24 protein-coding genes and 2 tRNA genes are annotated in these 24,981 nt (G+C 46.0%); 19 read left to right on the top strand and 7 right to left on the bottom strand.

What is annotated here, in order from left to right:
- Positions 1-9: 9 nt before the first annotated feature.
- From ruvA to QUA90_RS08440, 5 genes are all read left to right on the top strand, one after another.
- On the top strand, positions 10-633 hold the full coding sequence (gene ruvA / locus QUA90_RS08420) for a Holliday junction branch migration protein RuvA (protein ID WP_333263885.1): 624 nt from the start codon (positions 10-12) through the stop codon (positions 631-633).
- 150 nt (positions 634-783) lie between these two features.
- Positions 784-1,053: a 30S ribosomal protein S15 gene (rpsO, locus tag QUA90_RS08425; RefSeq protein WP_333205659.1), complete on the top strand. Its 270-nt coding sequence runs from the start codon at positions 784-786 to the stop codon at positions 1,051-1,053.
- A gap of 95 nt (positions 1,054-1,148) precedes the next feature.
- The gene (locus tag QUA90_RS08430; protein ID WP_333444898.1) at positions 1,149-1,622 is read left to right on the top strand and encodes a PAM68 family protein; all 474 of its coding nucleotides are present in this window, start codon (positions 1,149-1,151) and stop codon (positions 1,620-1,622) included.
- Between the two features lie 213 nt (positions 1,623-1,835).
- On the top strand, positions 1,836-2,897 hold the full coding sequence (gene aroF, locus QUA90_RS08435; protein WP_333296377.1) for a 3-deoxy-7-phosphoheptulonate synthase: 1,062 nt from the start codon (positions 1,836-1,838) through the stop codon (positions 2,895-2,897).
- Between the two features lie 180 nt (positions 2,898-3,077).
- On the top strand, positions 3,078-3,638 hold the full coding sequence (locus QUA90_RS08440; RefSeq protein WP_333444900.1) for a Uma2 family endonuclease: 561 nt from the start codon (positions 3,078-3,080) through the stop codon (positions 3,636-3,638).
- 149 nt (positions 3,639-3,787) lie between these two features.
- On the opposite strand, the gene QUA90_RS08445 is transcribed toward QUA90_RS08440, so the two are convergent.
- Entirely contained in the window at positions 3,788-4,114 is a 327-nt protein-coding gene (locus QUA90_RS08445; protein ID WP_333444902.1) for a hypothetical protein, read from the bottom strand.
- 197 nt (positions 4,115-4,311) lie between these two features.
- Between QUA90_RS08445 and QUA90_RS08450 the strand changes: the two genes are divergently transcribed.
- Positions 4,312-5,697 (top strand): ATP-binding protein, encoded by a 1,386-nt coding sequence (locus tag QUA90_RS08450; RefSeq protein ID WP_333444904.1) that lies wholly within the window; start codon positions 4,312-4,314, stop codon positions 5,695-5,697.
- 11 nt (positions 5,698-5,708) lie between these two features.
- Positions 5,709-7,562 carry a tetratricopeptide repeat protein gene (locus tag QUA90_RS08455; protein ID WP_333444906.1) on the top strand — a complete coding sequence of 618 codons (1,854 nt, stop codon included), beginning with the start codon at positions 5,709-5,711 and terminating at the stop codon, positions 7,560-7,562.
- Positions 7,563-7,653: 91 nt separating this feature from the next.
- On the opposite strand, the gene QUA90_RS08460 is transcribed toward QUA90_RS08455, so the two are convergent.
- The 4 genes from QUA90_RS08460 to QUA90_RS08475 all read right to left on the bottom strand — a co-directional run bounded on the left by QUA90_RS08460 (position 7,654) and on the right by QUA90_RS08475 (position 12,056).
- Positions 7,654-8,373 (bottom strand): DUF2786 domain-containing protein, encoded by a 720-nt coding sequence (locus QUA90_RS08460; RefSeq protein ID WP_333444908.1) that lies wholly within the window; start codon positions 8,371-8,373, stop codon positions 7,654-7,656.
- Between the two features lie 192 nt (positions 8,374-8,565).
- A complete protein-coding gene (locus QUA90_RS08465; RefSeq protein WP_333444910.1) occupies positions 8,566-9,780 on the bottom strand; it encodes a DUF790 family protein in 1,215 nt (404 codons plus the stop codon).
- Between the two features lie 15 nt (positions 9,781-9,795).
- Positions 9,796-10,257 carry a DUF3598 family protein gene (locus QUA90_RS08470; protein ID WP_333444912.1) on the bottom strand — a complete coding sequence of 154 codons (462 nt, stop codon included), beginning with the start codon at positions 10,255-10,257 and terminating at the stop codon, positions 9,796-9,798.
- Between the two features lie 260 nt (positions 10,258-10,517).
- Positions 10,518-12,056 carry a DEAD/DEAH box helicase family protein gene (locus QUA90_RS08475; RefSeq protein ID WP_333444914.1) on the bottom strand — a complete coding sequence of 513 codons (1,539 nt, stop codon included), beginning with the start codon at positions 12,054-12,056 and terminating at the stop codon, positions 10,518-10,520.
- A gap of 312 nt (positions 12,057-12,368) precedes the next feature.
- Between QUA90_RS08475 and ald the strand changes: the two genes are divergently transcribed.
- The 6 genes from ald (at position 12,369) to mutT (ending at position 17,443) form a co-directional block, all read left to right on the top strand.
- Complete coding sequence (gene ald, locus QUA90_RS08480; RefSeq protein ID WP_333444916.1) at positions 12,369-13,457, top strand: alanine dehydrogenase; 1,089 nt, start codon at positions 12,369-12,371, stop codon at positions 13,455-13,457.
- Between the two features lie 264 nt (positions 13,458-13,721).
- Positions 13,722-13,803 (top strand) — tRNA-Leu (locus tag QUA90_RS08485).
- Positions 13,804-13,876: 73 nt separating this feature from the next.
- Complete coding sequence (locus QUA90_RS08490) at positions 13,877-14,674, top strand: RNA methyltransferase (protein WP_333444918.1); 798 nt, start codon at positions 13,877-13,879, stop codon at positions 14,672-14,674.
- 601 nt (positions 14,675-15,275) lie between these two features.
- Positions 15,276-16,235, top strand: a complete 960-nt coding sequence (locus QUA90_RS08495) for an RNA polymerase sigma factor, RpoD/SigA family (protein ID WP_333444920.1) — start codon at positions 15,276-15,278, stop codon at positions 16,233-16,235.
- Positions 16,236-16,457: 222 nt separating this feature from the next.
- Positions 16,458-16,799 (top strand): DUF760 domain-containing protein, encoded by a 342-nt coding sequence (locus QUA90_RS08500; protein ID WP_194009546.1) that lies wholly within the window; start codon positions 16,458-16,460, stop codon positions 16,797-16,799.
- Positions 16,800-17,038: 239 nt separating this feature from the next.
- Positions 17,039-17,443 (top strand): 8-oxo-dGTP diphosphatase MutT, encoded by a 405-nt coding sequence (mutT, locus tag QUA90_RS08505; RefSeq protein WP_333444922.1) that lies wholly within the window; start codon positions 17,039-17,041, stop codon positions 17,441-17,443.
- A gap of 157 nt (positions 17,444-17,600) precedes the next feature.
- Here the strand turns inward: mutT and QUA90_RS08510 are convergent, their stop codons facing one another.
- Positions 17,601-18,839: a histidine kinase gene (locus tag QUA90_RS08510; RefSeq protein WP_333444924.1), complete on the bottom strand. Its 1,239-nt coding sequence runs from the start codon at positions 18,837-18,839 to the stop codon at positions 17,601-17,603.
- A gap of 53 nt (positions 18,840-18,892) precedes the next feature.
- Here QUA90_RS08510 and QUA90_RS08515 point away from each other — a divergent pair, with 53 nt between their 5' ends.
- From QUA90_RS08515 to QUA90_RS08525, 3 genes are all read left to right on the top strand, one after another.
- The gene (locus QUA90_RS08515) at positions 18,893-20,617 is read left to right on the top strand and encodes a DUF2079 domain-containing protein (RefSeq protein WP_333444926.1); all 1,725 of its coding nucleotides are present in this window, start codon (positions 18,893-18,895) and stop codon (positions 20,615-20,617) included.
- A 250-nt stretch (positions 20,618-20,867) separates the two neighbouring features.
- A complete protein-coding gene (locus QUA90_RS08520) occupies positions 20,868-22,055 on the top strand; it encodes a glycosyltransferase family 4 protein (protein ID WP_333444928.1) in 1,188 nt (395 codons plus the stop codon).
- Between the two features lie 165 nt (positions 22,056-22,220).
- The gene (locus QUA90_RS08525; RefSeq protein ID WP_333388952.1) at positions 22,221-23,465 is read left to right on the top strand and encodes an MFS transporter; all 1,245 of its coding nucleotides are present in this window, start codon (positions 22,221-22,223) and stop codon (positions 23,463-23,465) included.
- Positions 23,466-23,560: 95 nt separating this feature from the next.
- Here QUA90_RS08525 and QUA90_RS08530 read toward each other — a convergent pair.
- A tRNA-Arg gene (locus QUA90_RS08530) sits at positions 23,561-23,634 on the bottom strand.
- A gap of 78 nt (positions 23,635-23,712) precedes the next feature.
- Here QUA90_RS08530 and moaC point away from each other — a divergent pair.
- From moaC to QUA90_RS08545, 3 genes are all read left to right on the top strand, one after another.
- Positions 23,713-24,234 carry a cyclic pyranopterin monophosphate synthase MoaC gene (gene moaC, locus QUA90_RS08535; protein WP_333077685.1) on the top strand — a complete coding sequence of 174 codons (522 nt, stop codon included), beginning with the start codon at positions 23,713-23,715 and terminating at the stop codon, positions 24,232-24,234.
- An 88-nt stretch (positions 24,235-24,322) separates the two neighbouring features.
- Positions 24,323-24,580 carry a 2TM domain-containing protein gene (locus QUA90_RS08540; protein WP_006633890.1) on the top strand — a complete coding sequence of 86 codons (258 nt, stop codon included), beginning with the start codon at positions 24,323-24,325 and terminating at the stop codon, positions 24,578-24,580.
- A 64-nt stretch (positions 24,581-24,644) separates the two neighbouring features.
- A complete protein-coding gene (locus tag QUA90_RS08545) occupies positions 24,645-24,947 on the top strand; it encodes a DUF3181 family protein (protein WP_006633891.1) in 303 nt (100 codons plus the stop codon).
- The last annotated feature ends 34 nt before the right edge of the window (positions 24,948-24,981 follow it).

Below are 24,981 nucleotides of genomic sequence, written 5' to 3' on the forward strand. Positions count from 1 at the left end.
ATTAATTTTATGATTAGCTATCTCAAAGGCACAGTCGCCGATATCGCCAAAGGCAGCAACCGCGTCATATTGACTCTCGAAGTCAATCAAATTGGCTATGAAATCCAAATTTTGCCCCGCGTGACCGGTCAATTGCCAGCATCCGGCGAAGTCGCCCAAATTTTTACCCACCAGCAAGTTAAGGAAGACCAAATCGTATTGTACGGTTTTGGCAGCGCTGCAGAACGCGATTTGTTTCGGCAGTTGACGAGTGTCAGCGGTGTGGGTGCTCAACTGGCGATCGCACTTCTCGATACTTTAGGATTGCAAGATTTAGTCCAGGCGATCGTCGGCGGTAACACCCGCATCCTCGCCAAAACACCGGGCGTCGGTACAAAAACCGCAGAACGTCTCGCCCTGGAACTCAAAAGCAAACTCTCGGAATGGAGACAGCAAGCAGGTTTGACAACTTCAGTCGCCGCCGGAGTCCCCCCAGCTATTCAAGAAGAAGTCGAGATGATCCTGCTGGCGATGGGATACACTGCGGCTGAAGTCTTGCAAGCGCTGCAAACCCTCAGTCAAGACAGCACTTTGTCCACCAAAGGTGATGCGGATGATTGGATACGTGAGGCGATCGCCTATTTGAGCCGATAATCCCTTACAACATCCAAAAACCGGGAATAAAAACCAAAATTCGGTCGGGCCAACAAACCCATCCCTGGCAAAAATTTTATCGTTATTATGCTTCCCCTGTGATAACATTGGAGATTGTGACAATCGTACAAAAAAAACTAAAATCAATTCATGGCTCTTACACAACAGCGCAAACAAGAAATCATGGGCGACTTCCAAACCCATGAAACCGATACCGGTTCAGCAGATCTCCAAGTCGCCATGCTGACCGATCGCATCACCAAACTCAGCGCCCACCTGAAAATCAACCAAAAAGACTTCGCCTCCCGGCGCGGTTTGATGATGATGATCAGCCGCCGCAAGCGCCTGCTGGCATACATCCAAAAGCAAAATGTCGATCGCTACAAAGCATTGATTGCCCGTCTAGGCATTCGCGGCTAAACACCCAAGCCAAAATTTGCGACAATATTCTTTAATCTTGGACAAACACCAAGACTTATTGAAAAATGTTCGAGATTTCAGGTCAGAGATAAAATATGTCCTCCGAACCACCCCGCAAGCGCTTGCCCTTTGAACCGGCAACAAATCGTAAAAAAACGCCTAAAAAGGCCCCAGAACCCCAAGCAAGCATAGCCTTAGAGTCGGATTCTGCCGACAAGCAGCCGAAAGCTAACAAAACCGGAAAACAGGCGCAATCCATCCCAGAAGTAGTCAGCCAACGCATGATATCCCGTATAGCGGTATTCTGTGGCATACCGACAATCCTGGGAATTTCCACATTTTTTGTCAGCTATTTGGTAGTCAGCAAGGGCTTGTTTGATCTGCCCAACACAGCAGTATTGCTGGTAAGCATGGGCTGTTTTGGTCTAGGCGTTCTGGGATTAAGCTACGGAGTCCTCTCAGCTTCCTGGGATGAAGAAGTTTCAGGAAGCACTCTGGGGTGGGAAGAATTTAATACCAATTTTGGACGGATGCGAGAAGCGTGGCGCGCCGCGAAGCCAAAAAGTTAGTCATTAGTCATTAGTTATTAGTTATAAGTCATTAGCTAAAAACTAAGCTGTTAACCATCTAGAGTTTGTATTTGGGGAGGGAATAAGAACCCGCCCCACAAAAATGCTAATAATACTGATATAAATAGATTCTCGATCGCCATTGCATCTATTTTTCTCAGTGCATCAGAGTCATCCTCCGTAGTTTAGCCCAACAGAAAAGGCAAAAAAAATATGATTATTGTAATGAAAGCCGGCACTCCAGAAGCCGAGATCGATCGCATCGACGAAGAGCTCCGCACTAGCTGGGGTTTAATACCAGAAAAAATCGTCGGCCGTTACAAAACCGTCATGGGTTTGGTGGGCGACACCGTTGAGCTCGAACCGATGCAACTGCGCGAAATGAGCACGTGGATTGAAGAAGTGCTGCGCGTGGAAAAACCCTACAAACGCGCTTCTCTGGAGTACCGCCAAGGAGAACCCAGCGAAGTAGCGGTTGCTACTCCTTTAGGAACTGTAATGATCGGCTTGCACCACCCGATCGCGATCGTAGCAGGCCCTTGCTCGGTCGAAAACGAAGAAATGATTGTCGAAACGGCAATGCGCGTCAAAGCTGCTGGAGCTCATTTTCTCCGTGGTGGCGCGTACAAACCGAGAACTTCCCCCTACGCTTTCCAAGGCCACGGCGAGAGTGCTTTGGGATTGCTAGCTGCGGCGCGGGAAGCTAGCGGTTTGGGAATTATCACAGAAGTTATGGATGCGGCCGATTTAAGTGCGATCGTGGAAGTAGCGGACGTGATCCAAGTCGGGGCGAGAAATATGCAGAATTTCTCACTGTTGAAGAAAGTCGGAGCTCAAGACAAACCTGTTTTGCTGAAGCGCGGCATTTCCGCCACCATTGAAGAATGGTTGATGGCTGCTGAGTATATCATGGCTTCTGGCAATCCGAACGTGATTTTGTGCGAGCGCGGAATTCGCGGGTATGACAGGCAATATACGCGCAATACGCTAGATTTGTCGGCGGTTCCAGTGTTGCGGACTCTGACTCACTTACCGATTATGGTTGACCCCAGTCACGGCACCGGTTGGGCGCAGTTTGTACCGTCAATGGCGTTTGCTTCGATCGCCTCTGGTACTGATTCGCTGATGATTGAAGTGCACCCGAATCCCAAAAAAGCTTTGTCTGACGGGCCGCAATCTTTAACACCGGATCAGTTCGACAAGTTGATGGAAGAATTGGCGGTGATTGGTAAAGTCATGGGACGTTGGCCGCAGCCCGTGCCAGTTTTGGCGTAGAAACAGGCGAAACGCCTAACCTAAAATGCGATCGCGGTTAAATCCCCGACTTTTTTAAGAAGTCGGGGATTTTGTTATTCGGTTTTTGGAATAGAGACCCAGGGGCGATCGTACTTCTAGGAATCTTGGGAAATTTTGTATAATTGATATTTGAATTAATTAGCGAGAGGGCTGGGAGTCATGGTAGGCATCGGAACCAAACTCACTTTAGCAGAATTTCTAGCTTTGCCCGACGGAGATATATATTGTGAGTTTGTAGATGGTGAAGCAGTTCCTAAAGTGTCTCCAAAATTTTTTCATTCCAGTTTACAGGGAGCTTTGTGTCGCCTGATTCGTGTATGGTGTAAAGGACGCGGGCGAGTGCTTCCAGAATGGGCAATTTTGTTAAAACGTCAGGATAAAGATTGGGCATCTGTTCCCGATTTAACGTACATTTCTTATGAACGTCTGCCGAAAAGTTGGCGGCGAAATGAAGCTTGTCCCGCAATTCCTGAACTGGTGATTGAGATTATATCGCCCGATCAAAGTATGAAGGAATTTGAAGAGAAGGCGAAAGATTATTTGGCGGCGGGCGTTCCGCGAGTTTGGGTGATTGATCCAGAGGCTATTTTAATTAGAAGTTTTTTGACGGATGGTTCTAGTCAAGTTTATACGGATAATACACTAATTTTGGATGAGTTGCTGCCTGGTTTGGAGTTGACGACTAGACAGATTTTTGAAGAAGCGGAATTGATTGATTGATTGAGGGCGATCGTACTCTGTGCAAGAAATCAGTCGTAGGGTGCGTGGCCACGGGAAAACTTTAACTCGCGGCGGTGGGACTATTGATTGTCACGCACCGCACGCGGGCAAAGCATTGAATAATACGCTGTCACCGGAAACGATATCACTTAAACTTCCAGACGGATTTTGACTGTTTTGCCAAAAGCTTTTCTGAAGGCTGATTCAACATCGGGAAGTTTTTGAATTGCCATTAGCAAAAGTGGTGTTGAGGAAACTTTAATCCGGGCTTCGTCATCATGGATAGCAATCAGTTTTCCGTGCTGTCGCATCAGTTCTTTAGCGCTGCGTGCTGATATGTGAAGTAGCACGGTTTTCCATGTTAGGTCTAGTATTCCTTGCATTGCTTCTTCTATTTGTTTGAGGGTGTCGTTTTTTTTAGGTAAAACGCCTGGTAGTTCCAGTTGTGTTGGGTAAGCCTGATTTTTCAAGGTCATGGTTCTTCCTCTCATCTAGCGTTGGTGATTGACTGTGGGACAAGTCAGTTAGTTGGTTTTTGGCTGCCCACATCTTCATAATGCCTGATGCGTCTGGGTTTCACCGCTTGACTTTTGACTCACTTTTGACTCACTTCTGCTACTGCTGCAAAAATGAGTCAAAATTGAAGCTAACAAAAGCTAGTTAGAGGGTAAGCATGAGTATCAGAGCATCCGAAAAAGGACAGAAAAACTTTAAACAGGCAAGAAAGAATAAGGGCTGGAATCAAGATGATCATACTTTGCTTACTAAAGGTGGTGTTTATCGAGCAACCGTGCAGAGGTTGGAACACGGGCAGGCAATTCGGCAAGAAAACTTTGTCGCACTTTTCAAGGCTGTCGGCATAGAAAACTGGGAAGAAATGGTTGATAACAGCCCAACTCAGGCTTCATACATGGAGTTTTCGGTCTATAAACACGATGACTGGGTAGGTCGGGAGACACTAATTGATGAATTGAGCAAAAAGGTGCGCGGGTCTTGTCGCGTTTTACTTCTAGTTGGCATTACAGGAATCGGTAAAACTGCTTTGGCTGAACGTGTCGTAGAAGAATTGCGAGGAGATTGGAGCGAACACAGGGAGAATTTTGAAGATGAGAAAAAAGTTTCAGGTTTTGCCAGCGTCGCGCTGCAATGGCTGGAGAAGTGGGGGGAATCTGTCCCAAAGGACGATCGCAAACCCGAACAATTATTACGGCGGTTAGTTAAACGCCTGCGGGAAAACCGGTATTTAATCCTGATGGATTCTATTGAGTACCTATTGGCAGGAAATAAAGAGGATAATTGGGGTGATTTTGCTGATGAGTGGTGGGGTAAGTTTTTTGTCAGTTTTTTGGCAGAATCAGATTGTCAAAGTCGATTTATTCTTACATCTCAGGATTTGCCGAGTAACTTTGAGACAGCAGAGTGCGATCGCTACAAAAATCTCTGGCATTGCCAACTTTTGAAAGGATTAGAGATACCGGAGCAAATAGCCTTATTTCAAAAAGCTGAACTGGATGGCGATTTTGAATTACCATATACTCCCCTGCGAGTAATTGGGGAAGTTTATGACGGGCATCCTTTGGCTTTGCGGACAATCGCGGGAGAAATTAAAGAGTCTTATGGTAAAAAAGTCAGTGCTTACTGGAAAGAGAATAGCCGTTACATTGAAGAGGTGAAAGAAGCTATTGATGAAGCTCGCAACCAAGGAATAATTAAAGGCGATGAGGATAGGTGGCAGTTAGCATCATACACGAAAGTCTTGCGAAGAAAAGTTGAGGAACGGATTGAGAAAACCTTTGAACGGTTAAGAAATGATGTTTATGATGCCTATCTTTTGCTTTGCACTACCTCAATATATCGCTGCGACGTAAAAGAAAAGTGGTGGCTGATTAATTTAGAAGACGAGGGTTACAGTGAGAAGCAGCAACAGGATGCAATGCAAACTCTGCGCGATCGGTATTTAGTTGAAGATGGAGGAATTGACGATGAAGATAATAGGCTGGTGGGACAACATAATTTGATTCGCAGTGTGGCGATCGCTCACCGATTAATCCTTCCATAAACCTGAAAAAATTGGACAAATTTACTATGCAAAATAACCCAATCCCATCTGGTGAGTTGATTTTGGAAAAGTTAGGTATCAATCCTCATAATCTCCGGACCCAATTTCCAACTCGCGAGCAGCGGCTTCAGTACAGAGCAGTTGTACAGTGGCTAACAGATTATAAACCGAAGTCAGATGCGTCCAATATTGAGAAAGTCCGGGGATATTTGGAAGCGTTCTACCATCTCTGCGTAGTGGAAGACTGGGAAAGAGCTAGTGAAATCCTTTTTACTTCTTTAGATACACAAACACATCAAAATTTACACAATCAATTGGGTAATTGGGGATACTATTTACAACAAATTGAAGTTTATAGCCGGATTTTACATAAGTTAACTGGTATAAATAATTCTACTTTTTTAAATGGTTTGGGCAATGCAAATCAAGCTTTAGGAAAGTATGAAATAGCGATTGAATACCATCACCAAGCCTTGATTATTGCACAGGAAACTCAAGACCGCCGTCTAGAAGGGATAGTTTTGGGAAATCTAGGAAATACTTATTTATCTCAAAGAAAGTTTTCTAAAACAATGAAGTGCTATCAGGATAGTTTAGCTATTGCACGGCAAATCCCAGACCGTCGTATGGAAGGCACGGCACTAACAAATTTGGGTGGTTTTTACCATATCCAGGGTAACTCTACTCAAGCAATACAGTATTTAAAGCAAGGCTTACTCATTGCACAAGAAATTTCAGACCGCCAAATTGAAGGAGCAGCATTAGGAAGTTTAGGTGTGGTTTACCGCTGTCGTAAAGATTATGTTAAAGCTATGCAATTCCAGCAGAAGAGCTTTAATCTTATGCAAGAGATTCAATACAGTAAAGGTGTGGAAAAATCTTTCAGAGATATGGGTGCAGTTTACCGCCGTCTTAAAGATTATACCAATGCGGTTGAGTGTCACGAGCAGCATTTATCACTAGCAAAAGAAATACAAGATCCCTTGGGTCAGAGACGGGCACTCGAAGATTTGGGATGGATTTATTACCTACAAGAGGATTACGATCGAGCCATTAATTTGTACCAGGCAAGTTTGAGCATTGTGCGACAAATAAAAAGCGACATTGAAGGAGAGTTTTTGGTCTTGTTTGGTCTGGGAACAACTTATGTAGCTTCAAAAGATTATGTCAAAGCAATTGAGTGCTATCAGCAGGCTTTACCAATTGTGCGACAGATGGGCAACCAGGGAGAAATAGCTGTATTATTGGGTATTGCAGAAGCTTATAAGGAACTAAAAAGCTATCCTAAAGCTATAGAGTATTATCAGCTAATATTAATTCTTCTAAGTGAAGTCAATAACAGTGAAGCCGAAATTTTTGCTCTGGTTAGTGTGGCAAATATTTACTCTCAGCAAGAAGATTACATAAAAGCAAAAAGTTGTTACGAGCAGATTATATTATTGGCACAAACAACAGGCGCTCGTGACATGGAAATGGTAGCATTGGCTCGTTTAGGCTCTACCAATTTAAAACTAGGATACAAACCACAAGCTATTGAGTTATACGAGCAGACATTACCAATTGCCAAGGAACTTGGGGAATATAAACGAGAGATACTAATACTGATTAAATTGGTTTTTTTGTATTTAGAACAGCAAAGATATTCCCATTTCTTTAAATCTTTAACTCGACTGGTCTTTAAACATTGGTTGGTTCTACCAATATTTATTGGATTATTATTTGCCTTAGCCTTAATAGGAATATTTTATGTTATTCTATCAGTAATAATTTGGGGATTGGCTGCACTTTTCCTCAGCGTAATTGTTACATTTATCTTGTGGCAAGTTTTCAAAACTCTTAAGAAGAGTCAGGATCAAGGTGCATGATACTCAACTTTTCAGTGCGCCCACTGACCTAATTTGTAATTAGCTTTAATTTTACCCCTGTTTTGATTATCCATCAATTACTATCCAGAACTCAAAGACATTCATTAAGTTGCTTCATATCCCCTTGCGGCTGCACTTGCTTGTGCAAACTAATTTTGTCGCCCACTTCATACCCAGAATTAAAACCCGCCGCGCTGCTGACTTGAGAATCTGTTCTCGTTCTAATTTTAACCCCTCGGCCCTCTAGATAATCGGCGATCGCCAGTTGATTTTTCTCAAACATCGATCGCACTACAATCCCTGGAGTCGCCGCCACATCCCCCGAACCCGGAATCCCCGACTCTTCCATCTCCTGTTTTTGTTCCAACAATCTTTGTCTCAACCTTGTCGCGCATCCAACCCGAAAAGCATTCAGATACGCCAACCCCCTGCCGTTTCCTTTGCGGTATTTAGCCCTTTTTTCAATCGCAGAACTCAAATACTCGTACAGATGTTTGCAAACAATCAGGTTTGTAGAAGTTCCCACCAAAAACATACTGCCATTATAAGTGTTTCGCATGGCAGTGCAACCGTTAGCGTCGGCAATTCCCGAAAGCAGCATCATTTTCCAAGTGACAAATTTGGATGTTGTTTCAACTGAGTCTTCGTCAATCTCTTCTTGGTGATTTGGCCCTAAATCCGCGAGGCTGAGATTGTACTGTGCCAGTAAAAGGGAAGCTTTTTCAGCCGCAGCAGTCGATTCGTTTTCATTGGATGAGGTGGCGAGGGCTAAAAGCTTTTTGATTCTTTCGACAATACTTGTGTCTGCCATTTTTCAATCGGTTCTAGGGTGAGACTACGCGGTGGCAAGGATTTGGGAAAATTCCCATTTTAGTATAGCGTGCTGCGAGATTTTTTGAGGATGATTTGATTTATAGAAGAGGATTTTTTTGAACCGCAGAGGGCGCAGAGGGCGCAGAGAGAGAGAAAGAAAGAAGTTCCCAACTGATGCGCGGATTGGTTACTATTCGAGGACTTCCAGGACTGCTTTGGGCAATAATTTATCTTTAAACCAGACTACTTTTGCTGGCACGTCATTTACATTGACTCCGGCTTTTTCTAAATTCAGCCGTTCGGAAATAGCTAAAATCAAGTTATCGCATTCAGACTTCTGTACTTGTGCAAATTTCTTTTGCAAATACTCCGGCCGCCAATAGCCAACTATTTCTAATAAAAACACTCGCCCGTCGGGATGCACTAACCGAAAGTCGGGAATCATCACGCTACCTGGAATCGGAATTAAATCTACTTCTCGCTCTAGTTGCCACTCGGTTTTTGTGGAGTTCCATCTTTCAGCAAATGCGGCTTCTAACATACTATCATAAGGCTTGCCAGGGGGATAGTGGCTGACTAAACCGCAGTCGGAATTTAGGGTGAATTTACCTGTTTTCAAAACGCCACTAAAAGGATCTTTTGTGTGCAGTGTCGAGTGCATACTCCATTTGGTGACGTGCAGCAGTGCGGGCAGCATTTTCGCCAGGGCTAAGCCGTAGCGGGTGCTGGGTTTAAATAAGCTTGTAGGGCCGTCTATTGTTAGTGTAAAACCGTGGTCTGCATCGCCTTCGATGTAAGTCATTAATTGAAATAGTTTCAGATAGCGAAATAAGAGTTTGTATTCTCCTGGATCGTTGCGGTGGGCGGTTAATTGGACTTGACTTGCTCGGTAAAATATGCCTTGAACTTGAGAAAGATTGTATTTGTGAAGCAAGTTTTCGGGTGTTGGTGGATTAAACTCAGTGAGGATTTTGTTTTCGTTTAAATCGGCGTATAAACCTGTAGTGATTTCGTGAGGCAAAACTTCTCTGTTTAACTCTTGGCTGAGTTCACTTGCTACTTTTTCCAGGGTTAATTGGGTGGATTGAGGGCTGGGAGTCGATCGCGCAGACAATGCAAAAACCCGCTGTCTCAACTCTGAGGGTTCTAGGGGACTGATGACTTCCAAGGTGGAGAAACCGCCTTTCAGCAGGTGCGCTAATCCCCGTTTCAGCCGATAATCTGGGCTGTCGCCTTCTAATTCTAGCAAGCGTCCGTCGAGTTCGCCTTGGGTTTTGCCGATCGCACTTTGGAAGCAGTCGATCATTTCGGTGGCTGCATCTAAGTTTTTAGCATCTATCTTGAGGCGGAGAGGAATAATTGATTCTCCGTTTTGGCGGTGACTTAATAAATCAGTGGGTAACATAAGCAGTGAAAAGTTTTACTCAATTCTTCGTTCAACAATCACCAGAACTCCCCTAAGTTTTCCCTCTTCTGTCAAGCTTTGGGTAGTCCGAATTCGCCGATCGGAACTGACAAGATGGATGGTTTCAACAGCCCTCATAAAGCCAGTTGCTTTGTCCCATACTTGAAAAATTATCAAATCATCTCCAACTTCTGTCGCTAGTGTATTGTAGTTGGAAAAAACCGAGTCTAGACCTTCAATTTGCACTTGCCCTTCGCCGACAACATAACCCACAAAATTTTGGGTTTCACTCTGACCATTGGCATAAGTTTGAAGGTTAGTTTGCCTCCACTCGTTGTCAACTATTTTCTGGGTTACTACTGCTGTAAAACGCCTGGTTTCTTTGCAGTCGCCATCGAGTATTGTCCAGTCTCCCTCCCAAACTCCTGTATGTTTGGGGAAAATTTTAAAGTTAGTTAGTTGTGCAGTTTCGCTCATTTTTAGGTAAGGTGAATTAGTTAATATTGAGATTATACACTAATTGGGCAATTTTCAATGTTCCTGGAAATTATCATTGTCTTCTCCCCATTTTGCGGGTGATTCGGCTGCTTTTTTAGTCACCTCCCGGTTGACTCAGTAAATCGATTTGAGATTTGAGATTTGAGATTTGAGATTTTAAATAGACCTAGGAGTGCTTTAATTATCTAACCATCCTTTCGCGAAGACTTCCCATCCCACAACTAAGTTATTTAAGCTTGCTACCAGGGAATTTCATCATTGTCTTCTCCCCATTTTGCGGGTGACTCGGCTGCTTTTTTGGTTGTCTCTCGGTTGACTCCGTAAATGGGTGTCGGTTTGACAGTTTCTAATTTCTGATATTCTGGCTTTGGCGGTTCTATTTGTGTTTGTGGTTGGGGTTTGTGAGGCTGCATTCCTCCTCGGCGGCGTTGAGAAGTTCTTTCTTCGCTGGTGTCTTCCGTAACGACTTCATACAGAATTGCTAACTTATTTGCATCGCTGCTTTTGCGGAGAACTCGACCCAATCGCTGAATGTATTCGCGTTCGCTGCCGGTGCCAGATAATATGATAGCAATTCTGGCGTCGGGAACGTCCACTCCTTCATTGAGGACGTGGGAGGCGACGAGGGTTTTGTATTCGCCGCTGCGAAAGCGATCGAGGATTTCGTGGCGTTCTTTGACGGGGGTTTGGTGGGTAATTGTGGGGATGAGAAATTCTTGGGAAATTCGGTAAACTGTGGCGTTGTCTCCGGTGAAAATTAGGGTGCGCTGGGGAGAGTGTTCTGCTAGTATTTGGGCTAAAATTCGCAGTTTTCCTTCGGTACAAAGGGCGATTTCTTTAGCTTGGCGGTGGGCTAGCATGGCGCGCCGTCCTAGGGGCGATCGCGCGCTTGCCATGATAAACTGTTTCCAACCATCGAGGCTGGATATTTTGATGTTAGACTGTTTTAAGAAGTCGTTGCGAATGTTGATTAATTCGCCGTAGCGGTCGGTTTCTTCTTTTGACAGTTTTACCATGATTTGAACAATTTTATGGTCGGCTAAAGCATCGCCTGCCAAATCTTCGGGTCTTTTGCTAAATACTGTGGGGCCGATGAGGAAATGTAAATCGCTGTGGCGGCCATCTGTGCGATCGGGTGTAGCTGTCAGTCCCAGTCGAAAAGGCGCGATCGCATATTCGGAAATTACTCGATAAAAGTCCGTTGGCAAATGGTGGCATTCGTCAAAAACCAGCAAACCATATTTATTGCCCAAAGTTTCTGCATGAATACTTGCACTGTCGTAGGTTGCCACTAAAATTGGCGTTTTGTCCCGCGAACCTCCGCCCAACAATCCGATTTCGATATCGGGAAAAGCTGCCTTTAAATTAGCATACCACTGGTGCATTAAATCGAGAGTTGGTACTACAATTAATGTACTGCGACCAGTGACTTGCATGGCTAATTGTGCCAGATAAGTTTTGCCGGAAGCAGTGGGGAGGACAACTACTCCTTGGCTTCCTGCTTCCTGCCAAGCTACGAGGGCCTGTTCTTGATGTGGGTAAGGCTGCATTTCCACGCTGGGTACGAGTTCGAGTAGTTCGTAGGCCCTAGCTTCGTCGGTAAAGTAAATGCACTCGGCTTGGAGGCATTCTACCAGCGGGCGGTAGTGAATTGCTCGAATGCGGTATTTTTCCACGCGATCGTCCCATGTCGCAAAGTCCACCCAGTCTCTGCCTTTGGGCGGCGGGTGCAGCAATAGAGTTCCGCGATCGAATGTTAAGGTAGGTGTGCGTGGCATTTGTTTAGATAGGGGGGCGAGTTATGCCTGTTAAATTATAAGTGACAGATCAAATATATTGACTCTTCTTGAAATTATCTGCGTTACTCTGTGTTAATCAGCCCTACATCTGCGGTCGATCTATCAATCAAAAAATTATGTAATTCAAGTCTAAAGTGAGGAAATTGCGATCGCACTGGATAAAAATTCAACAAATATTCTCCTAGCCGGATTGCCGGATTGCCAAATCTAAAATCTACAAGAGTATTGTCCCGCTGGGGATGGTTTTTAGGTTAGATTCGATCTACGTATGCCTGAGATTAGAGGTTATAGATGGAAATAGGCGTCCCCAAGGAAATCAAGGATTTAGAGTTTCGAGTCGGGCTTAGCCCCACAAGTGTCCGGGCTTGTTCGGACAAAGGCCACACAGTTTTCGTCGAAACGAATGCTGGTGCTGGGGCCGGTTTCGCGGACGAGGACTACGTTCAAGCAGGGGCTAAGATTGTCTTAAAGGCTTCCGATGTCTGGAAGCGCGAACTAATTGTTAAAGTTAAAGAACCGCTGCCTGCTGAGTATCCGCTGATGCAAAAAGAGCAGTTGCTGTTTACATATTTGCACTTGGCGGCCGATCGCACATTAACCGAGCATTTAATCAGCAGCGGAGTCCAGGCCATCGCCTACGAAACCGTCGAACTCCCGGACAGAAAATTGCCACTGCTGACGCCGATGAGCATTATTGCAGGGCGTTTGGCCGTGCAGTTCGGAGCTCGGTTTCTGGAACGGCAGCAAGGTGGCCGGGGCATACTTTTGGGTGGCGTACCAGGGGTAAGACCGGGTAAAGTAGTGATTTTGGGCGGCGGCATCGTTGGCACAGAAGCAGCGCGAATTGCTGTAGGAATGGGCGCCAGAGTGCAGATTTTAGACGTAAATGTCGATCGCCTAGCCTATTTAGAAACTCTGTTCGGTTCCAGAGTAGAATACCTCTACAGCAGTCCTTTGCAAATTGAAGCAGTTGTGCCCGATGCTGATTTGTTAATCGGTGCGGTTTTGGTCTTAGGTAAAAAAGCTCCGGTGCTGGTTTCTCGCGAATTTGTTGCCAAGATGCACCCCGGTTCTGTGATTGTTGACGTAGCCGTTGACCAAGGCGGCTGCGTGGAAACTTTGCGGGCGACTTCTCACACAAATCCTACTTATGTTGAGGAAGGAGTTGTGCATTACGGTGTGCCAAATATGCCCGGTGCCGTGCCTTGGACTGCGACTCAAGCTTTGAATAACAGCACTTTGCCTTATGTTTTGCAGTTGGCAAATCACGGGATTAAAGCTTTGGAAATGAATCCGAGTTTGGCGAAGGGATTGAACGTGCAGAATCACCGCTTGGTGCATCCGGCCGTGCGCGAGGTTTTCGCAGATTTGGCTGATTAGATTCCCATTTTTTCAGCAAATCCCGTAGGGTGCGTCAGATCAAAGCTTGGGGATTATTAATAACCGGACGCGATCTGATGCACCGTACTCAACTACACAGCGTTTTGCGATGTTTGGCTAACAGTAAATCCTCGAAACTAACGCATTTCTCAGCCCGAACAGTAATTTGTGCCAAATATTACTCGCAGCCCCGAAAAAAAATAAATTCCCCAAAACACTTGACAGATTCGCGGAGGTATGGCAGAGTAGTAATTCGTGACCGATGCGGAACTGGCGGAATTGGTAGACGCGCATGATTCAGGTTCATGTGGTGCAAGCCTTCCGGGTTCAAGTCCCGGGTTCCGCATTCCAAAGGCAGAAGGAAGTTTGGGGTTAACCCGATACAGGCAATAACCCCATTCGCTCTGCTGAATAAAACAATGCTGACAAGTATTCAAAACCCCCTAGTTAAAGAAATTCGCAAGCTCCACAGCTCGAAGGGACGCAGGGAACAACAATTATTTTTACTCGAAGGGACGCACTTGCTCGAAGAAGCTTGCGCGGCAAAATACCCGCTAGCAACGGTTTGCTGCACTCCCGAATGGCTGGATCAGCACGGGGAACTTTGGCAGCAAGTTGGTAATTTAGCCGATCGCACAGAATTAGTAAGTGCAAAAGTGTTAGAGTCGATCGCCACTACAGTCCAACCCGACGGCATTGTCGCCACCGCACCCCGCACCGCAACAGAGCCCGCAAAATTGTCAACTTTAGGAATAGCCCTAGAAACAATCCAAGATCCCGGCAACTTGGGGGCGATCGTCCGCACGGCTGCGGCTGCTAATGCTGACGGTTTGCTGCTGAGCGCAGACAGCGCCGATTTAGACCATCCCAAAGTGCTGCGCGCCTCGGCAGGAGCTTGGTTTAAGCTGCCAATGGCAGTCAGTCCAGATTTAACCGCCGAAGTCTCGGCCTATAAAAATCGAGGAATGCAAATTTTAGCAACCGTCGCCGGGGCCAGTTTAAGTTATTGGGAAGTAGATTTGCGAGTGCCGACTCTGATAGTTTTGGGGAACGAAGGCTCTGGTTTGTCGGAAGAATTGAGGAGTTTGGCCGATCGACAAATCCAAATTCCCCTGAGTCGTGGCGTAGAATCTTTAAATGTGTCGATCGCCGCAGCCCTCATCTTGTACGAAGCTCAACGGCAAAGAAGTCAATCGATTTTAGATTTTAGATTTTAGATTAAAGAATTGAAGCATTGATCCCACGGATAAATTCGGGGGCAAGTTTATCGGATACAGGTTTTTTATTTCTGGACGGATGAATCCGGGGGCTTGTATCCTGGATGCTTTCGGTCATTAGTTATTAGTCATTAGTTATGAGTCATTATCTGTTGGGGCGGGTTCATCAATATCTGTAACTTCATATTCAGGGCAGCCACGGGGGGCTGCCCCTACAAGATAATGAAACAGCCCTGCCCCTCTACCAATCTCCCCCTCTGAGGTGTGGCGGCTTTTGTTTATATTGATGCAAACTGTAAAGCCAGGAAAGCGGGTACTCTCGTATCAACTGTTCAGGCTGGCATGAAATAAATATGAAGAAGTGTAGCCAATTGCTCTCACAAATGTTAAGATTCTTAACATAACGTAGTATTGTGCACGCCCCAACCAAAACCTAACCTGAGACGGTGCTGACTGGGAGTAGTAGCTAGCTACCATAAAATTAAGCCTCTTTAAATGGAAGGAAAGCGCAAGTCCCCGCCCGCTTTCCTTCCCAGCTAAAGCTAGGGGTTTGCGACTACCGCAAACCTTTAGAGGCACAGATCCTCAGCGGGAAAAGCTCATGAAAACTCTTAAGTCCTCAGATACAGATTCTGTTCGCGCTTACTTGCGGGAAATCGGCCGCGTTCCCTTGTTGACCCATGAGCAAGAAATACTCTATGGGAAACAGGTACAGCGCTCAACCGCACTGCATCAGGAGAAAAATATTTTAGCCGAAGAGTTAGGCCGCGACCCGACGGCGGCTGAATGGGCACAGGCAGTTGGGCTGTCTGAGGCACAGTTGCAGCGGACGATCGAAAACGGGGAAAGGGCAAAGCGCCAAATGGTGGAAGCCAATCTCCGCCTGGTAGTGTCTGTTGCCAAGAAATATATCAAGCGCAACGTAGATTTACTGGATCTAATTCAGGAAGGCACGATCGGGATGCAGCGGGGAGTAGAAAAATTTGACCCCACTAAGGGCTACAGATTTTCTACTTATGCTTATTGGTGGATTCGTCAGGCAATTACTCGGGCGATCGCCGAAAAAGGCCGCACCATCCGCTTGCCGATCCACATCACCGAAAAGCTCAACAAAATTAAAAAGGCCCAGCGCCAACTTGCTCAACAGCTTGGTCGCGCGGCCACGGCTGCTGAATTGGCATCCGAGTTAGAATTGACTCCCAAACAGATTCGCGAATATCTCGATCGCGCCCGCCTGCCACTTTCCCTGGACTTGCGCGTGGGAGACAATCAAGATACAGAGTTGGGCGATTTGTTGGAAGATACGGGTACTACCCCGGAAGATTTTGCCCTGCAATCTTCCCTGCGGACTGACTTAGATAACCTGATGGCGGAACTGACTCAGCAACAGCGAGAAGTGATCGCCTTGCGGTTTGGTTTAGAAGACGGGCAAACCTTAACTTTGGCAAAAATAGGTGATCGTCTCAACATCAGTCGGGAACGAGTGCGGCAAATAGAACGGGAAGCTTTGACCAAACTCCGCAAGCGCAAGCAAGATATCAACGATTATCTAGCCAGCTAGCTAGATTGGGGATTGGCGATCGGGTCCCCCCCCACTTGCAATCCCCAATCTAAAATCGTAAAAACCGCCGCTTTTAATTCGGTTGTGCCCACTTGGTTGCTATGACTGTCCTGCTACATTAGTAATTACTTAGTAATAAAGATCAGCAGCGATCAGATAAGGGTTATTTAATTTAACCGCCCGCGTCTAACATAACAAGCTGTGTCTGAAACGGAGGTACTCGTGAGCAACTCATCTAACAAATCCCCAGAATTCTTTGAAGAAGACGGAGAAAATGCCAACTTATTATGGCAATACGTGCAGTCAATGGCTCCCGACACAGTTTCTCAGTTGTCTAAGCCGACTTCTCACGAAGTGTTTCAAGTAATGGAGCGAAATATTGTTGGACTATTGGGGAATTTGCCTTCGGAACACTTCGGGGTCACAGTGACTACCAGTCGCGAACATTTGGGTAGATTGCTCGCCTCAGCTATGATTAGCGGTTATTTTCTCAAAAATGCCGAACAGCGAATGACTTTTGAAAAGTCCATACAAGCCAGTGAGAGACATGGCTCGGAAGATTAGTAGATTGTTAACATTTAAGTGAGCCAAGTGTCAAGCCCCCCCTCGCAAGATGGGGGCTTAATATTTTAGATTTTAGATTTTAGATTTTAGATTTTAGATTTTAGATTTTAGATTTTAGGTTTTGATTGTTGATTATTGATTTGAGATAGTTGATTTGAGATAGTTGATTCAATAATAACTGAATAATTATTGATATTATTCTTAAATTCCCCATTCCCCATTCCCCATTCATAATTAATATGTCTGTTTCTCCTGTTGCCCACAAAGTTATCGGCGTTGCTGCAATCTGGAACGATCGCCAACAAATTTTGATTGACAAGCGCCGACAACATGGACTGCACGGGGGTTTCTGGGAGTTTCCGGGCGGAAAAATAGAGCCTGGGGAAACAATCGAAGCTTGCATAGCAAGGGAAATTATGGAGGAGTTGGGGATTGTCGTAGAAGTTGGCGATCGCTTGATTACAATTGACCACGACTACACTAAATTTACAGTTAGACTATACGTGCACCACTGCCGCCACGTCAGCGGGGAACCGCAAACGATCGAATGCGAGGAAATTCGCTGGGTGACACTCGATGAAATTGACCAATTTACTTTTCCCAAAGCAAACGAACAGATTATTGCTGCACTGCGTTCAAGTTGAACTGTATACCAGAAGTAGAAGCAAGAAGCCATCTTCCACAAGGGTTTTAGGAATTAAGAACATCCTAACCGTCGGGCGCGGTTGCTGTAATATCAAATTCGGTTGCTACTGACAACTGACAACTGACAACTGACAACTGACAACTGACAGCTAACTTTTATTTTTGGACAGGCAGAGTAAAGTGAAAACAACTGCCTCTATCGGGTACAGAGTCTACCCAAATTTGACCGTAGTGGGCGCGGATGATGCCTTGACACAGAGACAGTCCAATGCCGTAACCGTCTGTTGATTTATCTCGCTGCAAGCGAAAGCTGTCTTCAAAAATGCTCGCGCAATCTTCTTCAGGAATTCCCGGCCCGCTGTTGCAAATGCTGACTTGAACTTTGTAAGCGGTGCGGTGGAGAATGGAAAGATTAACAGTTCCTCGGTCTGGGGTGTACTTGCTGGCGTTGTCAAGCAGGTTGACTATGACTTGTTTGATGCGATCGGGATCGGCATAAACCAAGGGCAAATCTGCGGGAATGTCTGTTTCTAAGTTCAGACTTTTCGCCTGAAATTTGTCTTGAAACTGCAAGATTACATCTTGACAAATCGCCCCCAGTTCGATTCTTTTTGGTTCAATGTGGAGTTGAGCATTTGTACCCCGGGCTGCTTGCAGGATATCTGTAATCATACGATCGACAATTTGGATTTGGCGGCGGGCTTGTTTCATCAAATGAGCCGCCAGACTCGGTGTCAAACGCGACTTTTCCCCCTCTTTCACCTTCTGACTTGACTCCAAAGTCTCCAAAGCCAAAGATGCTGCCGTTAAGGGATTACGCAAGTCGTGAGCTAGCATCGCAATAATCCGGTCTTTCAACTGCAACTGCTCTTGCAGGTGTTCTTTTTCCTGTTTGAGGCGAAAAACTTCATCAGAAAGCTGCACAAGTTCGGCGGCGCAAGCAACGGAATAGAGTGGTTTTGGGTTAGTCAGGCTTTCAGCAAGTGCTGGGGCCGACTGTTGCTGAGCTGCGTATTCCTCTACAGAACGCTTCCAGCGGGGCCACCAGTGTTCTAGTTGGGCGATTAAATTGCTGCCGGCGAGAGTTTGTCGCGGATCGGGATGAATTTTGAGCAGCGAGGGAGTGGCTACAAGTTTAAAGTGTTCGGCTAAATCGGGCTGTTCTCCTACGTCGATGATTTGAAGCTCAAAGTCGCAGTCTGCTTTCAAATCCTTTAGGGACTTGCGGATGTGTCTGGTCTGTTCCCGGGAAGAGGAACGCTTGTCTACAAACAGCAAAAGCTGTAAAAGCGGTGCGGAATGTACCGGCTGTTCGGGAGAACAGTCAGTGCCGCTGGTGCCGGGTGTGGGATGGACGCTGTTGAGCTTTTCGATCGGGTGAAAATAATTGAGCATTGCCGAGCCGAGTTATTTCACTTCTACTTTAATTTAATACTTACTTTAGATTTATGCTATTGTCCGATAATTTCATTACAGGCGGGCAGATGATATTTTTGAGATGGAAGAAAAATGAGTCGCTGCGGGTGGTGGTTCAAGTGGCGGCCGCCTTTTTTGTGCTGTGCCTGTTGCTGACGCTGCACCGCTACTACAGCTTTTACGCTACTTACGACCAAGGCATTTTCAATCAACTTTTTTGGAACGGCACTCGGGGTCACTTGTTTGAGAGTTCCCTCTCTTCAGCTTTGTCCACTAATGTAGTTCACCAAAATCAGCTCCCGGAAGTATCTTACTATCGGTTGGGGCAGCATTTCACCCCGGCGCTGATGTTGTGGCTGCCAATTTACTCGCTGTTTCCCTCGCCCGTCACTTTGACTGTGTTGCAGGTGACTTTAATTACGGCGGCTGGAGGAGTGCTCTATGCTCTCGCCCGACACTATCTGGAACCAAGGCTGTCGGCGACAATTGTTGTGAGCTATTACTGCGCTAACGCGGTCATCGGCCCGACTTTGGGCAATTTTCACGATATTTGTCAAATGCCGCTGTATGTCTTTGGCTTGCTGCTGGCGATGGAGAAGCGCTGGTGGCCGCTGTTTGGGATTCTGGCAACTTTAATTTTGGCCGTGCGAGAAGATGGGGGAGTTGTTTTATTTGGCGTCGGAGTTTACCTGATTTTGAGCCGGCGCTACCCTCGGACTGGTTTGGCTGTCTGCATACTCAGTTTTGGTTATATGATCGTCCTGACCAATCTGATTATGCCTTTGTTTTCTGCTGATATATCCCAGCGGTTTATGATGGAGCGCTTTGGTCAATATGCTGATGGAGATGAAGCTTCTACTCTAGAAATTATTTGGGGAATGGTGAGCAATCCGTGGCGGTTGGTGGCTCAGTTATTTACGCCGTTTTTTGGTAAGATTAGATACCTGCTTGGCCAGTGGTTGCCATTAGCTTTGGTTCCTGCTTTCGCGCCTGCGTCTTGGATGATAGCTGGATTTCCGCTGCTGAAGCTATTTTTAGCGAAAGGAGAGTCGGTGCTGGCGATTAATATTCGCTATGCGATGACTGTGGTTCCAGGGCTTTTTTATGGGGCGATTCTGTGGTGGGCCCAGCGTCAAAAGGAAGAAGATAGAATGGTGAAAGAGGAAAGAATGTTTTTGCGTTTTCCTTCTGCTTTATTTCCTCTGCCTTCTTCTTCAAATTTTCGCCGCTTTTGGGGGTTTTGCATCTGTTTGTCGCTATTTTTTACCTTCACTTCTAACCCAAATCGGACTTTTTCTTTGATTTTGCCCGATGCGATCGATCCTTGGGTGCAGGTTCCTCTCGTCAGACAATGGCAGCACGTTTTGCAAGTGCGGCCGCTATTGGCTCAAATTCCTGCGGATGCTAGCGTGGCAGCGACGAATACTATTGTGCCGATTTTGTCAAGTAGGCGGGAAATTCTCAGGTTTCCGATGTTTGAACTCCGCAATGATGCGGGGAAGGCAGTGAAGATGCAATATGTAATTGCCGATTTGTGGCAGTTACAGCAGTATCAGGCTGCGTTTCGCGGGGAACGGGGACAGTTGCGGGAGATCGTACCGGCGATCGATCGAATGTCCAAATCTGGAGAGTACGGAATTGTTGGCTTTGAAGACGGCGCGATTTTGATGCGTCAGGGTGCTGTTTCTAATTCTGCATCTGCTGCTGCTTGGACCCGTTTTCGGCGCGAATTGGAGCCGATTTTGAAGAAACGGTAAGCGGGTAGTTACGATCGCCATTGCTTCCCTCAGTGGCTCAAATCTTGAGGAAACCTGTTTTTTTCAGGTAATGGCGATCGAGCAGTTTCATGCAAAAACTAGGTTTAGGCATGATTTTCTGTCTTTGTTGCTGCCAAAAGTCAGGCATTGGGCATCAACTTACGCTCAACTTAAATTTAAGGGTGATAATTATACAATAAATCTGTTAATCCTAAACATTAAGTTATATAAATTATTTGGAGGGAGAAAGATGAAAATTTTGGTTTTGGCATGGGAGTTTCCTCCCAGAATTGTAGGCGGTATAGCCCGCCACGTATCGGAACTATATCCAGAATTGGTGAAGCTGGGACACGAAATCCACTTAATTACTGTAGAGTTCGGCCACGCACCGATGTACGAAGTGGTGGAAGGAATACGTGTGCATCGGGTGGTGGTGGGGCACGCTAGGGACTTTTTTCACTGGGTGGCGAACCTCAACCAAAGCATGGGCCACCAAGGCGGGAAACTGATGCTTGAGGAAGGCCCCTTTGATATCATCCACGCTCACGATTGGTTAGTGGGAGATGCGGCGATCGCCCTCAAGCATACCTTTAAAGTACCGCTAATTGCCACCATCCATGCCACCGAATATGGGCGCTTCAACGGTATCCACAATGACGGGCAGCGCTACATTAACGCCAAGGAAAACGACCTCGCTTACAACGCTTGGCGAGTAATTGTTTGTAGTGATTATATGCGGCGGGAAGCCGAACGGGTACTATCGACTCCGTGGAACAAAATAGAGGTAATTCACAACGGAATCCGATCGGATAAAAAGCCCCGGTGGCACGAATTTGACGCGATGGATTTCCGCCGAAGGTTTGCTGCTGATGATGAGAAAATTGTCTATTATGTAGGAAGAATTAGCTATGAAAAAGGCATTGGTGTATTTTTAAATGCGGCACCTAAAGTAATTTGGGAAATGGGGGGTAAAGCGAAAATTGTAATTGTTGGTGGCGGCAATACAGACCATCTCAAACATTTAGCTTGGCATTTAGGAATTTGGAATAAGTGTTATTTTACTGGGTTCATGTTTGAGGAACATCTTGACAAATTTCAGACGGTGGCTGACTGTGCGGTTTTTCCCAGTCTTTACGAACCTTTTGGTATTGTAGCGTTAGAAAGCTTTGCTGCAAGAGTGCCTGTGGTGGTTTCGGATGCGGGCGGACTTCCAGAGGTGGTGCTGCACACTAAAACAGGCGTTGTTACTGAGGCAAACAATCGGGATTCTTTGGCCTGGGGAATTTTGGAGGTGTTGAAAAATCCGGGTTACGCGCAGTGGTTGGTTGACAATGCTTATGAGGATTTGGAACGCCGGTTTAGTTGGCCGAAGTTGGCGATGGAAACCCAGTGGGTTTATGAACGGGTGGTGGAGGAAAGGGCTGAGGTTGATTGGTAAAAATGCTCTTTTTTGACAGTTGACGGTTGACGGTTGACGGTTGACAGTTGACACTGAGTCGAATATCAACTTTTTTGGTGCAAATCTTAAGAATTTGTAACACAATGATAGAGAAACTCGAACTTACTTTGAGTGCACTCGGAAGATTTAAAGGGAATTAGCATCTTGAATATTTTTAGGGACATCGATCCCCAACCCAGACGCAGCTTACTGACTTTATTCACCGCAGGCCTGCTATTCTGGTCGAGTTTGGCTTCGCTACTGCCAACTTTGCCGCTGTATGTTCAATTTGTGGGTGGCACAAAACAGCAAATTGGCTTTGTGATGGGTGCATTTGCGATCGGACTTTTGCTATCGAGGCCGCAGTTGGGTAAAATAGCCGACAGCAGGGGTCGAAAACAAGTTTTGCTTCTAGGTGCGTTAGTCGCTGCGATCGCCCCTTTTGGCTACCTGTTAGCTCAATCTATCCCCTTACTGTTACTTATTCGGATTTTTCACGGCATTAGTATCGCCGCTTTTACTACAGCTTACAGCGCTTTGGTAACAGATTTGTCGCCGCCAGGAAAGCGGGGCGAATTAATCGGTTACATGAGCTTGGTGAATCCTATTGGTTTAGCAGTTGGGCCGGCTATTGGCGGATTTGTGCAAGCTTGGGTTGGTTATACTCCTTTGTTTGCGATGTCGGCGGCTTTCGCTGCAATGGCTATATTTTTTACCTGCAAAGTTGCGGAACCTAATTTTGCAGATTTAACACTCTCGGACTCGCTATCTGAGGACAAAAATAGCCAAAAATACTGGCAAATGCTTTGGAATCCTAGAGTGCGGATTCCGGCTTTAGTGTTATTGGTGGTTGGTTTAGTATTTGGAACTTTGAGCACTTTTATGCCTTTGTTTATCCAAGAAACTAAGGCTAATTTGAATCCTGGATTATTTTATTCTACGGCGGCTATCGCCAGTTTCGGGATACGAGTGGTCACGGGACGGGCTTCGGACAAATACGGTCGCGGCTTGTTTATTTCTGGCGGCTTAATCTGTTATGCCGTATCTATGTTATTGTTGTATTTTGCTAACAACAGCAGTGCTTTTTTAATCGCAGCTTTGGTTGAAGGTTGCGCGGGCGGTACGGTTTTGCCGATGATGGTAACACTGATGTCTGACAGGTGCGAACCTCATGAAAGGGGCCGCTTGTTTTCGCTTTGTATTGGCGGATTTGATTTGGGAATTGCGATTGCTGGCCCGACTTTAGGCTTTGTTGCTGAACAAGTTGGCTACAGAAATATGTTTGGTTTTGCTGCTGGCCTTGCTGGCTTGGCTTTGCTGGTTTTTATTACTCAGTCTAGCAAGGGCTTGTCTAATTCGATGAAATTTGCGATCGGTCGAGGCAAAGATATTTATGCTTTGAATCAGTAAACGTACCAAATTAAAAAAGTTATGAGTTTTAAGTGGTGAGTCGAATTAATTTCTTAATTCACAACTCAAAACTCAAAATTCATAACTTTTAGTAGTGGGCTTGGAGGGATTCGAACCCCCGACCTCATGGTTCGTAGCCATGCACTCTATCCAACTAAGCTACAAGCCCCTGTAGAGTTCAGATTTAATCTAAAATTGATTAAGTTCTTTTCTCACAGAATCTAACAGTAACACCATTACCAAAATAATGCAAGACCTTTCGCAAACTTTTTCTAAATTGCCCGATGTGGCACAGCTAACTCACCTCGACAACAGCGGGGAAGCCCAAATGGTGGACGTTTCGGCGAAGGTGCCGACTGTGCGGCAAGCTGTGGCTGCAGGCCGGGTGCGGATGTTGCCGGAGACTTTTGCCGCGATTGAGGCGGGGAATGCGCCGAAGGGTGATGTGTTGGGCACTGCAAGGCTGGCTGGAATTATGGCGGCGAAACAGACTGCACATTTGATTCCTCTGTGTCACCCTCTGCCGCTGAGTAGCGTGGAGGTGCAGGTGATGCCGGATGCTGGGTTGCCGGGGTATCAAATTCGGGCGACGGTGAAAATTAAGGCGGAAACAGGGGTGGAAATGGAGGCGCTGACGGCGGTTTCGGTGGCGGCGCTGACTTTGTATGATATGGCGAAAGGATTGGAAAAGTCGATCGCCATTGAATCGATTCGCCTGGTGAGTAAAAGTGGCGGCAAGTCTGGAGACTATGAAAATGTAGAGGCATAAGTTTCCTGCCGAAAGAGGGATGCAGCATTCAAAAAGCTGCACTTATGATTAAAATAGGCACAGAACTACTAATATCAAGTGAAAAACTATGCCTCCTCGTTGGCCCCGCAAACCCGATCGCAATGATCCAGAGTACCGCCGCTTAGATGACCGGATGAATTTTGCTATCCACGTCGGTCTTTTTTCTGCTACCAATTCTGGTTTGTGGTTTGTTCACAATTTGCAAAAGGCTGATTGGCCTTGGGCAATTTCGGTAACGGGTGGATGGGCTCTAGTAGTTTTGGCCCACGCGATTTACCATTTTGCGATCGCCGATTATTCGCCCCTCACCAAAGATTCTGGCTGAAGGCAGTTGGCGACGATTTGTTAAGTCTTTTGATTGATAACAAATAACTTTCGGCTTTTTTGATATGGCTAATACTACACAGGCGATCGAATCCTTAGCAGCCGAAATCGGCGAAAATGTCTACATTGACATTGCCAAGTGGCATTTGTATCTCAATGATGCTCACCTGCATACCGTTGTTGCCCAACAGCTTTATTCCATGCTGGAAGATGGCAATTTAGATGCTGACAAAGTTGGACAAGTTTTGCAAGGAATTCCAGTCAAGTTGGGTGGCGGCAAGCGGGAAGTGCCACTGGCTGATTTAATTCCGATGCAGTGTCAAGTTCAATTGATGGATGTTCTTGAGGAATTTCAACGGAAAATGTAAAGTAAAGGGCGGGTTTTGTACGCAGATTGTGGGC

The organism is Microcoleus sp. D3_18_C4, assembly GCF_036702355.1.
Lineage (GTDB): Bacteria > Cyanobacteriota > Cyanobacteriia > Cyanobacteriales > Microcoleaceae > Microcoleus.